The 13,551-nt window shown below is 72.0% G+C and carries 11 protein-coding genes; 8 read left to right on the top strand and 3 right to left on the bottom strand.

Annotated elements, in window-relative coordinates; all coding sequences use genetic code 11:
• Positions 1-98: 98 nt before the first annotated feature.
• The 3 genes from O2W17_RS19710 (at position 99) to O2W17_RS19700 (ending at position 4,569) form a co-directional block, all read left to right on the top strand.
• Positions 99-2,807, top strand: coding sequence for an HAD-IC family P-type ATPase (locus O2W17_RS19710; protein WP_269194156.1), 2,709 nt, complete (start codon positions 99-101; stop codon positions 2,805-2,807).
• Entirely contained in the window at positions 2,708-3,754 is a 1,047-nt protein-coding gene (locus tag O2W17_RS22325; protein ID WP_442864585.1) for a DUF7010 family protein, read from the top strand. The genes O2W17_RS19710 and O2W17_RS22325 overlap by 100 nt, the downstream gene beginning before the upstream one ends.
• A 224-nt stretch (positions 3,755-3,978) precedes the next feature.
• A complete protein-coding gene (locus tag O2W17_RS19700; RefSeq protein ID WP_269194154.1) occupies positions 3,979-4,569 on the top strand; it encodes a rhomboid family intramembrane serine protease in 591 nt (196 codons plus the stop codon).
• A gap of 773 nt (positions 4,570-5,342) precedes the next feature.
• Here O2W17_RS19700 and O2W17_RS19695 read toward each other — a convergent pair.
• Together O2W17_RS19695 and O2W17_RS19690 are read right to left on the bottom strand one after the other, a co-directional pair.
• Positions 5,343-5,807 carry a CPBP family intramembrane glutamic endopeptidase gene (locus O2W17_RS19695; RefSeq protein ID WP_269194153.1) on the bottom strand — a complete coding sequence of 155 codons (465 nt, stop codon included), beginning with the start codon at positions 5,805-5,807 and terminating at the stop codon, positions 5,343-5,345.
• A gap of 354 nt (positions 5,808-6,161) precedes the next feature.
• Positions 6,162-7,769 carry a DUF4389 domain-containing protein gene (locus tag O2W17_RS19690; RefSeq protein ID WP_269194152.1) on the bottom strand — a complete coding sequence of 536 codons (1,608 nt, stop codon included), beginning with the start codon at positions 7,767-7,769 and terminating at the stop codon, positions 6,162-6,164.
• A 364-nt stretch (positions 7,770-8,133) separates the two neighbouring features.
• Here O2W17_RS19690 and O2W17_RS19685 point away from each other — a divergent pair, with 364 nt between their 5' ends.
• Together O2W17_RS19685 and O2W17_RS19680 are read left to right on the top strand one after the other, a co-directional pair.
• Positions 8,134-9,093 (top strand): ABC transporter ATP-binding protein, encoded by a 960-nt coding sequence (locus tag O2W17_RS19685; RefSeq protein WP_269194151.1) that lies wholly within the window; start codon positions 8,134-8,136, stop codon positions 9,091-9,093.
• Positions 9,090-10,754, top strand: coding sequence for an ABC transporter permease (locus O2W17_RS19680; RefSeq protein ID WP_269194150.1), 1,665 nt, complete (start codon positions 9,090-9,092; stop codon positions 10,752-10,754). The genes O2W17_RS19685 and O2W17_RS19680 overlap by 4 nt, the downstream gene beginning before the upstream one ends.
• 76 nt (positions 10,755-10,830) lie before the next feature.
• On the opposite strand, the gene O2W17_RS19675 is transcribed toward O2W17_RS19680, so the two are convergent.
• On the bottom strand, positions 10,831-11,244 hold the full coding sequence (locus O2W17_RS19675; protein WP_269194149.1) for a nitroreductase/quinone reductase family protein: 414 nt from the start codon (positions 11,242-11,244) through the stop codon (positions 10,831-10,833).
• 326 nt (positions 11,245-11,570) lie between these two features.
• Between O2W17_RS19675 and O2W17_RS19670 the strand changes: the two genes are divergently transcribed.
• The 3 genes from O2W17_RS19670 to O2W17_RS19660 all read left to right on the top strand — a co-directional run bounded on the left by O2W17_RS19670 (position 11,571) and on the right by O2W17_RS19660 (position 13,456).
• Positions 11,571-12,338 carry a DUF6544 family protein gene (locus O2W17_RS19670; RefSeq protein ID WP_269194148.1) on the top strand — a complete coding sequence of 256 codons (768 nt, stop codon included), beginning with the start codon at positions 11,571-11,573 and terminating at the stop codon, positions 12,336-12,338.
• Positions 12,339-12,893: 555 nt separating this feature from the next.
• On the top strand, positions 12,894-13,187 hold the full coding sequence (locus O2W17_RS19665; protein WP_269194147.1) for a type II toxin-antitoxin system Phd/YefM family antitoxin: 294 nt from the start codon (positions 12,894-12,896) through the stop codon (positions 13,185-13,187).
• Positions 13,184-13,456: a type II toxin-antitoxin system RelE family toxin gene (locus O2W17_RS19660; protein WP_269194146.1), complete on the top strand. Its 273-nt coding sequence runs from the start codon at positions 13,184-13,186 to the stop codon at positions 13,454-13,456. The genes O2W17_RS19665 and O2W17_RS19660 overlap by 4 nt, the downstream gene beginning before the upstream one ends.
• The last annotated feature ends 95 nt before the right edge of the window (positions 13,457-13,551 follow it).

Raw genomic sequence — 13,551 nt, 5'->3', positions numbered from 1 at the left:
CGGATCACGGCTGGCGGCGTGGCTGCACCTCCGCCGGACACCGGGTCGCGGGACCTAGGTCCCTGTCCGTCCCCGGACCCGGTGCCGACGCTCGGGGCATGGCCCTCCCCGACCAGGACACGTCCGCGGCCGCGCGGGAGCACCACGAGCTGCCCGTGCACGAGGTGGTCGTCCTCCTGGGCACCCATCCCGAGACGGGTCTCACCGACGCCGAGGCCGCCCGCCGGCTCGACGCCATCGGCCCGAACGTCCTGCCTCCGGGCGACCGGCGCGGTGCGTGGCGGCGACTGCTCGCGCAGTTCAACCACCCGCTCATCTACGTCCTGCTCGTCGCCGCTGCGGCGACCCTGCTGCTCGGCGAGTACGTGGACGGCGCGGTCATCGTCGCCGTCGTGCTCGTCAACGCCGGGATCGGGTTCGTGCAGGAGTCCCGCGCGGAACTGGCGCTGGAGGCGCTGACGTCGATAGTCCGGACGGAGTCGACGGTGGTACGGGAGGGGCGCCGCCACCGCATCCCGTCGGCGGAGCTCGTGCCCGGTGACGCGGTGCTGCTGGAGGCCGGCGACCGGGTGCCGGCAGACCTGCGCTTCGTGGCGGCGCGGGAGTTGCAGGTCGACGAGTCGGCGCTCACCGGTGAGTCGGTGCCGGCGGACAAGTCGCCGGTCGAGCTGCCCCCGGGCACCGTGCTCGGGGACCGCGCCAACATGGGGTACTCGACCGGCCTGGTGACCAGGGGCCAGGGCCGCGGGGTGGTCGTCACGACCGGCGGCGACACCGAGATCGGGCGCATCCACCGCCTCGTGGGCGACGCGCGCGTGCTGCAGACCCCGCTCACCCGCAAGATCGACCGGTTCAGCCGGATCCTGACGGTGGCCATCCTGGCGCTGGCCGCGTTGACCTTCCTGCTGGGGACCGTCCGCGGCGAGTCGGTCGCCGACATGCTCACCGCCGCGGTCGCCCTGGCCGTCGGGGCGATCCCCGAAGGCCTGCCGGCGGTGGTCACGATCACCCTGGCCATCGGTGTGGCGCGGATGGCGCGGCGGCGGGCGATCATCCGGCGGCTGCCGGCGGTGGAGACGCTGGGCAGCACCACCGTGATCTGCACCGACAAGACCGGCACCCTGACCGCGAACGCGATGACCGTGACGGCTCTCGTGGCGGGACGGCGGGAGTGGTCGGTCAGCGGCACCGGCTACTCCCCCGAGGGGCGGCTGGACCCGGCCCCGGACGCTCCCGCGCTGCGCGAATGCCTCGTGGCGGGAGTGCTGTGCAACGACACCCGGCTCGCCGGACCGGACGGCGCGCGGACCGTCGTCGGGGACCCGACCGAGGCGGCGCTGCTCGTCGTGGCGGAGAAGGCCGGCCTGGACCCCGCCGCCCTGCGCGCGTCGCTACCGCGGGTGGACGCCGTCCCGTTCGACTCCGACCGCCGCTACATGGCCACCCTGCACCGGCACCCCGACGGCCGGACGGTCGCCTACGTCAAGGGGGCTGTCGAACGCCTCCTCGGCATGAGCGCGACCGAGGTAGGGGCGGACGGCTCCACCGGCCCGCTGGACGCGGCGGCCGTGCACGCCCGGACCGAGGAGATGACCGCCGGGGCGCTCCGGGTGCTCGCGTTCGGCCGGGTCGACCTGCCGCCCGGCACCACCACGCTGGACCCGGCGCTGCTGCAGGACCTCACGCTCCTCGGGCTCCAGGGCATGGTGGATCCGCCCCGGCCGGAGGCGATCGACGCCGTCGCCGCCTGCCGGTCGGCCGGCATCCAGGTGAAGATGATCACCGGCGACCACGCCGGCACGGCCCGCGCCATCGCCGAGCGCTTCGGCCTGGGAGAGGACGGGCATCCCGCCGTCGTCACCGGTCGGGAGCTCGCGGCCCATCCGCCCGAGGACCTCTCGGCGCTGGCCCTGCGGACGGCCGTGTTCGCCCGGGTCGACCCGGAGCAGAAGCTGCGGCTGGTGGAGGTCCTGCAGGCGCAGGGACACGTCGTCGCGATGACCGGGGACGGGGTCAACGACGCCCCCGCGCTGCGCCGGGCCGACATCGGTGTGGCCATGGGCCTCGGCGGCACCGAGGTGGCGAAGGAAGCCGCCGACATGGTGCTCACCGACGACGACTTCGCCACGATCGAGGCGGCGGTCGAGGAGGGCCGCGGGGTCTTCGACAACCTGCGAAAGTTCATCACCTTCATCCTGCCGACCAGCTTCGGGCAGGGCCTGGTGATCCTGGCCGCCGTCGCGCTGGCCACGACACTGCCGATCCTGCCCGTGCAGATCCTCTGGGTGAACATGACGACCGCGGTGGCGCTCGGCCTCGCCCTGGCCTTCGAGCCCCTGGAGCAGGGGATCATGCGACGCCCGCCGGTCCTGCCGTCCCGGCCGCTGCTCACCGGGGAACTGGCCGGCCGCATCGTGCTGGTCTCGTCGCTCATGCTCGTGGGCGCGTTCGGCCTCTTCGAATGGGCCCTCGCCCAGGGCCACCCGGTCCCCACCGCCCGGACCATCGCGGTGAACGTCTTCGTCGTCGTGCAGGTGGCCTACCTGCTGACCTGCCGGTCGCTGGACCGCTCGGTGCTCTCCATCGGCCCGCTGCGCAACCGGTGGGTGCTGGCCGGGATGGTCGCCATGCTGGGGCTGCAGCTGCTGTTCACCTATGCCCCGTGGATGAACAGGCTCTTCCACAGCGCGCCGGTCGACCCAGTCTGGTGGCTCTGGACCACTGGTGTCGGTGTCGTCGTCTTCCTGGTGGTCGAGACCGAGAAGTGGGCCCGCGGGCGCCTCCGGGCCGAGCAGCGCACCGGGTAGCGGCGTGGCCGCGAACGCCCCGCCCCGTTGCGTCACATTCGGGATGCGTGGGATGCGTCGTCCAACAGGGCGTCCTCACCGACACGACAATTCGTCGGCCGCTGGACGAGCCTGTGCCCAGGAAAGCCTCCCGGATCGGTGCCGGCAGTGCATCGGCCGCGGGACCACGATCATGCCGACGCCACCGATCCAGCGCGCGACCGTTCCTCGCCAACTCGACGAGGCAGGCCCCGACTTCGCTGAGCCGCCGCGGTACCACCTGCGGAAATCGGGGCGTAGAGAATGGCCGGTTTGCCGGAGCGGTCGTCCACCGCGACGCATCGTCTCTGCTGTGGCCGGCGCAGGTGGTCGGCCGGACGAGCCCTGCCGGGTCCTCCGTTCACGAGTCGAGCGCTGGCATCCTCCGATTCATCGAGATCGCTGTTGCACAGCGCGATGTGCGTAGGACGTACGTCGGGGGCTTCTTCGGGCAACTGGTGTCCGGAGCGTTGTGGCTGCTGGCCGCCGCGGCCGGGACCTGGGTGTCTCCGGTGGCGGCAATGGCCACCCTGCTCGTCGGCGGGATCTTGATCTTTCCGCTGACGACCTTGCTGCTTCGCCTCTCCGGGCGGCAGGCCTCGCTTCCGGCAGGGCACCCGATGGCCGGCCTGGCGACGCAGGTGGCCTTCACCGTTCCGTTCGGCCTGCTGGTGGCGCTGGCCGCAGCCGCGTACCGCCTGGGGTGGTTCTTCCCGGCCAGCATGGTTATCGTCGGCGCCCACTACCTGCCATTCGTGTTCCTCTACGGCATGCAACTGTTCGCCCTCCTCGCGGCGCTCCTGGTGTTCGGTGGGGTCGCCCTGGCGATGTGGCTCCCGGAGCAGTTCAGCGTGGGCGGCTGGCTCAGCGGTGCGGCGCTGGTGGTGTTCGCGTTCCTGCTGCGCGCGTCTGCTCCTGACGTCGAGTGATGCCGCGGTCCTCGCGTCACTTCGCTGCGCTCTGGACCCCGGACCGTCACCGCCAAGGCATGCACCGGCCGCCGCGGCGCGATGACGCCCTTGCGGAGCTTGGCAGTACACAGAATGCTCACAGCTGTACGTCTGGAGACTGGCGCAGCCTCCGACTTCAATCGCGAAGGGCCGGTGCGCCCCAAGACTGAGACCGCCTCGGCGAGAAGTGCAGAGGGGCTGACGTGCCGTTTCTTGAGAAGCTGAGGAGAAGCCCGGCCACACTCGCGCTGATCGCCCTTCAGGTGGTCGTATTCGTCGCTCAGGCGGTCAACTCGGGGGTAGCAGACCGGCTGTCCTTGCCAGGTGACCTGGACGGCTTGAGCGACCGGCCGTGGAGCCCGCTGACTGTGATGTTCGTCCACGAGAACATCGCTCACATCGCGGTAATGGTGTTGATGCTGTCAGCGTTCGGCACACTGCTGGAGCAGACCGCTCGCACCCGGGACGTGGTCGCGGTCTACCTGCTCGCCGGACTGGCCGGTTCGTTCACCGCCCTCGCCGTGGTGGCGGCGGTCGAGACGGACGGGACGTTGGTCGGTGCCTCGGCGGCGGTGTTCGGCGTGGCGGCGGCCATCCTCGCCATGCGGCCGTCGTCGAAGGTCTTCGGAGGCACCACCACTCAGTGGTTCGCCGCCTTGGTCGGTATCAACGTCGTGTTCCTGCTGACGCAGCCGCTGGGCTCTGTGGCCCACCTGGTGGGTCTTGCCGTCGGGGCGGCGTACGGCCGATGGCTGCTGACCCGTGTGGGCTCGAGAGCTGACGAGAGAAGTTGACACCCGGCCCTGCTCGGCCGGGCTGCGGCAATCGACGGCGGTGCGCGATCGGCGAGGGCCCGCACGACAGGGCTACGCCCCAGGCTCAACTGCTCCGTCGACCCGTGTGCCGGTCCAGCGGCACGTCGAGAACCAGCGCAAGCGGGTCGCGAACGAGCAGCGCGTCGACGGCGTCGTCCTGGGTGACGCGAAGCTGTGGCACCCGGGCAGTGGGCCGCACCTCGGCCGAGCGACGACGCCCCCGGTGCGGTCCCCGGATCCGGCTTCCGACGGGCCGCGCGGCCGACCGCCGGAAGTACGAGGTCTGACCGCGCGGGCGGCGTACAGGTCGATACCGCCATCCGCACGCCCGGACAGCCTCGGCTGGGTGTTGTGGGACGACGGGGCGAGCACCGCCGCCGCCACGAGGGCCCGAAAGTCTCCTGGGACGAGGCGTTCCATGACCCCTCGGCCTCCTTTCCGTTCGCGTCTGGCGACGAGGCGTCCTGCGCCGGCGGATGGACCCGGCGCCGATGGGCAGGGGTCGTGGACGGCTCGCAGGTCGAGAGGCGGGGCCTTCACCGTGACCGCGACCGCGCCGCCTTCGACAGCCGGCGGGTACGAGCAGCACGAACCAGACGATGGGTCCCACCAGGATCGTCAGCACGTCGCCGAAGCGGCCGCTGCCAGACAGGACGACCGCCAGTGCGATCAGGGTGCCGACCCACACGACGACCGCTCCGGTCAGGTAGAAGGCAGTGCTGCGCCGATCCATGGTCTTCCCTCTCCACCGGTCAGTGGCCGGCGACGCGACCGAGGTCGGGGACCCGGGTCTCCACGTGCGCCGGCCGGTGGTCGAAGCCGAGCCGGCCGCGGGTGAGGGCCACGAGGACGACGGTCGCTGCGACCAGCACACCCAGGATGGCCGCGTCGACCACCAGGCTGTCGTCGACGAGCACGAGGTGGTCTAGCGACGGGGTGAAGGCCCCGTGCAGGACGACGCACAGCAGCAGGCTGCCGGTGCGGTTCCACAGCCAGGTGTAGAAGACGACGAACAGCATCGGCCCCACGAAGCCGATGCCGTACAGCGGCAGGTGCCACAGCCCCCAGATGAGGCCGAGCAGCGCGGTGGCAACGAGCGGTGAGTGGCGGGCCCTGCAGCCGGTCCAGCGCGAACCCGCGCCAGCCGGGCTCTTCCTGCCCGCCGCCGACCAGCGCCACGACGACGAACGTGCCGATCCACGAGGCGGCCGCCGCACCCAGCCGGCCCAGGTGCACCTGCTCGCCGAGGAGCGCGAGGACGCCGTTCACCGCCAGGAACAGGGCCGCCGGGAGACCGAGGGCGTAGGCCCAGTAGCGGGCCGGCACCCGCCACCGCAGGAGCGGGCGCAGCCAGCCGCGCACCGAGCCGCCGGAGGAACGAACGACCACCGCCGCGGCCACCGCCGGTCCGAACGCCCCGGCCACCAGGAGCACCGCACCGGCGCCGCCACCTACACCGAGCATCGCCGGCGCCCACAGCAGCCAGGAGATGCCGTAGGCCAGCAGCACGTAACCCAGCAGCGGACGGGCGGCGACGCGTTGGCGCAGCGGGCGCACCGCCGAGGTCGTCGTCACCGGCGGGCGCCCGAGACGCTGCTGCCGGCGCCCGGACTCGCCGCCGAGGGCGAGTCCGGCGGCGGTGGGGGTCGCGGGGAGGGGTGGACCGGGACGGCGTTCGACGGCGGGTAGCGGTGGGCGCGGGGCACGGCGAGTGCCACCAGCAGCACCCCGACGGCGAGCAGCACGCCCCCGGTGACCAGCAGGCCGACGGAGATCCAACCCAGCGCGGGCACTGTGGCCGCGGCCTGCGCGTCCGCGGTCAGACCCGGCTCACCGTCCGCCCGCATGATCACGGCCGTCCACGAACCGTCCGCCGGTCGCCAGGTGAGCGTCTGGGTGCCCTTGCCGCTGGCCTGGGCGGCCCAGATGTCCACGTCGCCGGGCGGCTGCTCGGGTGCGCCGCCGGCCACGTCGGTCCAGCGGTCCAGCTCTGGCTGACTACCGGGCCAGGTCGTGCCCACGTCCTCGACCTCGCGGTGTGCCACGCCGTTCAGGTAGCGGTCGACGGCTGCCGTCGGGGCGATCCCCACGAAGAGCTCGGTGTCGGGGGCCACGGCGGCCACCTCGAGCCGTGCCGTACCGAGGAACTCGTCGATCACCCACTGCTCCCCCGCCGTCTCCAACCGGAGGCTGTCCGACACCACGGCGTAGGAGTCGGTGCCGAGCTCGACGGTCGGCGTCCAGAGGTAGCCGTCGTCCCGCTCGGCCTGGTCGGCCCAGAGCAGCGCACCGCCGCCACCGAACAGGCCGGTCGCGGCGAAAAGCAGGACCGATCCGATCACCACCGAGGCGACGCGGCCGGCCGTCCAGTTGCTGCGCGGCTGAGCCGTGGGGATCGCTCCGGCGGCGGGCGAGGCGGTGTATCCGGCCGTCGGCGGGCCTGCGGCCGGCGCGGCGCCCGCGCCGGGGGGCGCGACCGGTGGCGGACCTCCGGGCACGGACCCGGGGTCGGTACCGCCCATGTCCAGCCGGAACGGGGGGTACCGGTCGGTCATCAGGCCGGCGTACGCCGCCACGCGCAGCGCCCAGCGGTCCATGCCCATGACGAAGTCGTAGAGCGGGCGCGGATAGCGGCCGGTGAACAGCAGCACGACCGCCGCGATGAACACCAGCAGGCCGACCAGTCCCCCGGCTCCCCAGCCGGAGTCCCAGCCGTTGTCGGGGCCGGTGCGGGTACCCAGCCAGATCCCGCCGCCGACGAACACGGCCAGCACCAGGTAGTGCGGGATGGCCAGCAGCCACCACTTCACCAGCACCAGCCCCCGGGACAGCCGCTCGGGATAGGCCACGTCCAGCCGAGCCGGGTAGTCGGGCACGTCGGCGAGCGTGAACGGCGGGTACCTGTCGGTGCCCAGCGCCCCGTAGCCGTAGTAGTGCACCCGCCACGTCCAGCGCAGCACCCCGACGTTGAACTCGAAGATCCCGGCCGGGTAGCGGCCGGTGAACAGGATGGCGAAGAAGGCGACGACGCTCAGCACCACGAAGGCGATCCACAGGAACGCCAGGACGATGAAGTGCGGGATCAGCAGCAGCCACTTCACCAGCCACAACCAGCGGGACAGCGCCGGCTCCAGCACAGCGTCGATGCGGACGGGGTAGGGCGGCGGTCGGTCGGTCACGGGGACTCCTCGGTGTCGACTTCGCTCCGAGAATCCCGAGGACCAGCGTGGGTGAACACGGGCGAACGGTCGTGCCGAGAGGGACCTCCGTCAGTGCCACGGTCCCCGCGGACGAGCGGGCTGCCGGGCTGCGGGCTGCCGGGTACGGACGGCGGATCCGTCCTGACGACGGCCGTACGTCCTTGGCCGGCGAGGTCCCTCGCCCCTGCCTCCTCCATGGCGTCGAGGCGAGCGTGGGGACCGTGCCGGACAGAGCAGTCGTCGTAACCGACCACCGGGGGTGGACGCGTTCGACGTGGTGCCTCGGTGGCCACCGAACGCACCCATGCCTCCCGACCGGAGACGTGGGCCCGGGGAGGTGCCGATGACCGCCGTCGAGGTGGAGCAGTTGCGCAAGGAGTACGGACAGGTGGCGGCGGTGGACGACCTGTCGTTCACCATCGAGGAGGGCGAGGTCTTCGCGCTGCTGGGGCCCAACGGCGCAGGTAAGACCACGACCGTCGAGATTCTGGAGGGCCACCGTCGGCGGACCACCGGCCGGGTCCGCGTGCTGGGGCAGGACCCGCAGACGGGGGGGCGGGAGTTCCGCGAGCGGATCGGGATCGTGCTCCAGGAGGCCGGGTTCGACGAGGACTTCTCCGTCCGGGAGCTGGTCCGGCTGCACCGTGGTCTCTACCCCCGCAGCCTCGGGGTGGACGAGGTGATCGACCAGGTGGGCCTCTCCGACAAGCGGGACGCCCGGATCAAGACGCTGTCCGGTGGTCAGCGACGACGGCTGGATCTTGCGCTCGGTCTGGTGGGGGCACCCGAGCTGTTGTTCCTCGACGAGCCCACCACGGGTTTCGACCCGTCCGCTCGTCGTCGCGCCTGGGATCTGGTGGAAGGGCTGCGCACCCTGGGCACGACCGTGGTGCTCACCACCCACTACATGGACGAGGCCGAGCATCTCGCCGACCGGGTGGCGATCGTCGTCGCCGGCCGGCTGGTCGCCCTGGGCACCCCCGCTGAGCTCGCTGCCGGGCAGCAGGACGCGGTGGTCAGCTTTCGCCTGCCGGCGCAGGTCGCCGTCTCCGACCTGCCGGCGCTGGACGGGGTCCCGGTCGCCGACGGTCTTGCATGGGAGCTGACCACGGCGCGACCCACCGCGGTACTGCACACGTTGACCGGCTGGGCGCTCGAGAAGGGATTGGAGATGCCGGCGCTGTCGGTGCGCCGCCCCTCCCTGGAGGACGTCTACCTGCGACTGGTCGGTGGACCGACCGGGGACGACGAGTCGGCCGCCACCCCTGCCTCGGCGGGCGACTCGGTCCGCAGCGGGCGATGAGCCGATCCGCGGCTGCTACCGGCAGCCGTCCGGCGGAACGGCCGGGGACCGGCAAGCTCCTGCTGGCTCAGCTCCGGTACACGCTGACCGACTTGTGGCGCTCCCGGGTGGTGCTCGTCTTCAGCTTCGCCCTGCCGCTGGTGTGGCTGCTCGTCATCGGCGCTGCCGCCGGCAACGACGTCGTGGACGAGGCGACCGGCCTGCGCGTGATGCAGTTCGCGACGCCGAGCGCGGTCGCCATGGGTGTGCTGTTCGCGTCCTACCCACCGGTGGCCATCGGGCTGGCCGAGGCACGCGAGCGTGGCGTCGTGAAGCGGTTCCGCGGCACCCCGCTACCACCGTGGCTGTACGTGGCCGGCCGGATCGGCGGGGCGGTGGTGTTCGCATCCGCAGCGACCTTCCTCGCCGTCGTGGTCGGAGTCCTCGGCTTCGGCGTGCAGGTCATCGGCCGCACGGCACCGGCCACCATGGTCACCGTGGTGCTCGGGATCGCCTGTTTCGCGGCCCTCGGGCTGGCAGTGGCGGCGCTGTCCCCGACCGCTGCCTTCGCCCAGGCGGCCTCGGTGAGCAGCGCCGTCGTCCTCGCATTCGTCTCTGGCGTGTTCACCATCGGCGGTGAACTGCCCTGGATGTCCACCGTGGGCGGCGTCTTCCCCGTCCGGCCCTTCGCCGAGGCGCTCCGGGACCAGTTCGATCCCTTCTCCCCCGGTGCTGGCTGGGACGCGGCCGCGTCGGCCGTCCTGCTGGCCTGGGGACTGGCCGGCGCCGTCGTCGCCGCTCGCTTGCTCGGCCGGGAACCAGGCACGCGGGGCACCCCGGCCGCCCGCCCGGCGCACGCTCCGGCCGAACGGCGGATGGTGTCGCACCTGAGCACGGACACGGCGACCGGGCGGCGGCCGGGCTCGGCAGGCCTGGTGCTCGCCCAGGCGCTGGCGGCCAGCCGGTCCACCTGGCGCGACGGTGGCTCGGCCTTCTTCGCCTTGGCCATGCCTGTGGGGCTCTACGCCCTGTTCGTCGCGATGGCGGGCGTTGACACCGTGATCGACGGAGTGCCCTTCCCCACGGTGTTCGCCGCCAGCATGGCGGTCTGGGGCAGCGGAGTCACCGCCTTTCTCAACCTGCCCGAGTCGGTGGCCACGGCCCGGGACCGCGGCATCCTCAAGCGGCTAAGGGGCACACCGCTGGCCCCGTGGCAGTACCTCGCCGGCCGCATCACCGCCGCGCTCTGGCTCTCCCTCGTCGTCGCGGCGCTGGTACTCGCCGTCGGCGCGGCCTTCTTCGACGTGCGCGTGTCGGCGGCCGGACTGCTGATGGGGCTGCCGGTACTGGTGGTCGGGACACTCACCCTGGCCGCGTGCGGCTTCGTACTGGCGGCGCTGCTCCCCGATGCTCGGGCGGTGGGTGCCGTCGGCCTGGTCGTGCTCCTGCCGCTGGCGTTCTTCTCCGAGGTCTTCTTCCTCGACGGACCGGAGTGGATGCGCGCGGTGGGCACCCTCTTCCCCCTCCTGCACTTCCAGAACGCCCTGACACAGGCGTGGAACCCGGCCGGTGCCGAGCTCTCCGGGAGCGATCTGTCAGTGCTCGCGGCCTGGGGCGTGGTGGCCGCCGCAGTCGCGGTCCGGTCGTTCCGCTGGCAGCCCCGTTCCGGCGGGCGGTCATGACCGGTGAGATGGCCCTGGTGCCGACGTTCTTCCCGCCGCCCTTGTACTGGAACCGCCGGCACGCTTGCAGCTGGCCTCAGGCTCGTTCATCGTCTCGGTCGCCGTCGGCGACGAGCAGCAGCACGGGCACCTCCGGCTCGACGGCGAGCTGCGGGAACGCCCGACGGTAGGACGCCACCGCGTCCCCATAGCCGGAATCGCCGGGCGCGAGCCGTCGAGCGCTCCGATGCAGCCGACGCCCGCGGGACCGAACCGTGACGTCCTGCGGCGCCGTCGTGAAGTTCCGCCACCACGTCTTGGCCTCGTGTTGCCCGGCAACGACCACGAGGTGGGCACCGGCCGGAGCAGCCATGACCGGAAGCTCGTACGCACGGCCGGTCCGGCGCCCGGTGTAGCCCAGCAACACCAGATGGGACCCGAGGAGGCGGTGGGCCCTGCTATGCCCGAGGGCGCGGACGACGGGGTTGATCACGCGGTTGCGGAGCCACACGAGGGCCTCCTCGGTCGGGGGACGATGGGCACGCGTCCGGCCGGCCGACGGCTCGAGGGCCGCCGATGCCAGAACGGGGCGTGGAGTGTCGCCTGCACGCCCGCACCGGCAGCTGCTGCAAGCATTACGCGGATGGTGCGCGGCGTGCCGCACCGCCGTCGCGGGCCGGAGGTCCCGTCCCGCCGCGACCTTTGCCACGATCGCCGCCGTTGACGGCGACACCGGACGAGCGTGCCAGGCCGAGCCCGCCGGTAACGTCGGGAGTAGGCAGCCGGCCGCGGACCAGGGTGCGTCAGCTGCCGGTTGCGCCAGGAAGGAGGAGCCCGATGGAGGACGTACCCGTGCCGCGGGCCGCTCGCGCCGTCCGGCGTGACTGGGAGCAACTGGCCAGCGCCAGCGGGTCTCCGGAGCCGTTCGACGAGTCCATGGTCGCTGACCTGCCGGAGCCGGCGCGCCGCTGGCTGAGGCACGCCATCGCCCCGGGGACGCCCCTGTGGCAGTCGGTGGTCCTGACCATGAGCGGCGAGATCCGCCTGGGCTCGTGGAGGTCTTTCACCGCCCATCAGGTTCTCGCCCCGCCACGCGGCTTCGTTTGGGCGGCCACCACCCACATCTTCGGGCTGCCGGTGGGGGGCTTCGACCGGTACAGCTCCGGCTCAGGGCAGATGAACTGGCGGCTGGGCGGCCTGATCCCCGTCATGACCGCCACGGGACCTGACGTCACCCGCAGCGCCGCCGGGCGGCTCGCGGGTGAGATGGCGCTCGTGCCGACCAGCTTCCGCGCTGCCGCCTGGACTCCCGGATCCGCCGAGGACCGTGCCCTGGTCACCTGGTGTATCGACGGTGACGAGGAGAGCGCCGAGTTCCGAGTCGGCCCAGGCGGACGACTGCTCGAGGTGGTCATGCAGCGGTGGGGCAACCCCAACGGCGCGCCCTTCGGCCGGTACCCGTTCGGTGTCGCCATCGAGGATGAGGAGACCTTCGCCGGGGTGACCATCGGCTCGGCCCTGCGTGCCGGGTGGTGGTGGGGCACCGAGCGGGAGTCCGAGGGCGAGTTCTTCCGCGCTCGGATAACCGGAGCCAGCTTCCGCTGATCGCGCTCGGCGCAGAGATATGCCTCAGGCGTAGGTGCTCCTACCGTCCCCGTCTCGGGCGACGGTGCGACTATGCCATCGACACCACGCTCGTCCACGCCCATCACGTCGGCCGCAGAGCTGAGCGTCTGGTGGGCCGAGGTCGTGTCCGAATTTCACGTCGAGGCGCGGCGACTGTCCATGATGTGGCTGGACTATCGAGGGCACGTGCTCGCCCGGGTCCTGTCGCTCGACGGCGTTCCGCCACTCCCCCACCGAGGGTGATCCAAGCTATCCCGCAGATCCACGGCACATTCGCGGAGCGCCCTCAGGCCGCCGACTGCCACTTCGCGTTCGCGCTCTCCCGGCCCGGGAGAGCCACGATCGACGAGGAGGACCGCGCGTGGGCGCAGGCCCTCTCAACCGCGATGCAGGAACCTCGCGCAGGCACGTGGAGCCTTCACGTGGCGGCCGGCGGATGGCTCACTCCTGTGATCGAACCTCCGGCCGCACGATTCGGTCCCCGGCGGGTGGCCGTCCAGTCACTGCAGGACCTGCTTGACCGGACGTGGCTGCGTGACCAAGATAATGGTCATGTCGACCCAGTCGCTCGCGGCCGTCAAAGCCCACTTCAGCCAGGTGATCGACGACGTCGCCGGCACTCATGAGCGAGTGACCGTGACCAAGAACGGCAGCCCAGTTGCGGTCATCCTCGCCCTCGAGGACTACGAGTCGATGATGGAGACCTTGGAGGTCCTCTCGGATCGGCACGCGGTTGCCGACGTCCGCGAGGCGGAGCAGCAGATGGCCCAGGGCGAGGTCTACGGCGAGGACCAGATCCGGGCGGCGTTGGTCGGCCGCCGTCGGTGACGGCAGATCGGTACACCGTCCTGCTGTCTCCCGGGGCCAAGCGCGCGATCGAACAAGACCTCCCGGAAGCGATAGCGGCGGCCGTCGTGGACTTCCTCTTCGGCCCGCTCGCCCAGGACCCTTACCGCGTTGGCAACCAGCTGCGCTTTCAGCTCGAGGGCTACTGGTCGGCGCGGCGGGGCCAGTACCGCGTCATCTACTCCATTCACGACGACGAGGTCCTCGTGCGAGTCGTGCGAATCTCTCACCGAGCTGACGTCTACGGCTGACCGGAGGACCGAGTGGTCAGGCGAACAACGGTAGGCGTGTGCGTATGCAGGTGTCGCCCCGCGGACACCAGCGCGATGGCACTCCGGGCGAGGAC

The organism is Blastococcus sp. VKM Ac-2987 (genome assembly GCF_026967805.1).
In the GTDB taxonomy this organism is placed as follows: Bacteria; Actinomycetota; Actinomycetes; order Mycobacteriales; family Geodermatophilaceae; genus Blastococcus.
This window is presented reverse-complemented; position numbering and strand designations above follow the sequence as displayed.

Bases quoted from the DNA above. Each gene is read 5' to 3' on its own strand.
- O2W17_RS19670 (WP_269194148.1), top strand. From the start codon at position 11,571: ATGGAGGACGTACCCGTGCCGCGGGCCGCTCGCGCCGTCCGGCGTGAC.
- O2W17_RS19710 (WP_269194156.1), top strand. From the start codon at position 99: ATGGCCCTCCCCGACCAGGACACGTCCGCGGCCGCGCGGGAGCACCAC.
- O2W17_RS19685 (WP_269194151.1), top strand. From the start codon at position 8,134: ATGACCGCCGTCGAGGTGGAGCAGTTGCGCAAGGAGTACGGACAGGTG.
- O2W17_RS19680 (WP_269194150.1), top strand. From the start codon at position 9,090: ATGAGCCGATCCGCGGCTGCTACCGGCAGCCGTCCGGCGGAACGGCCG.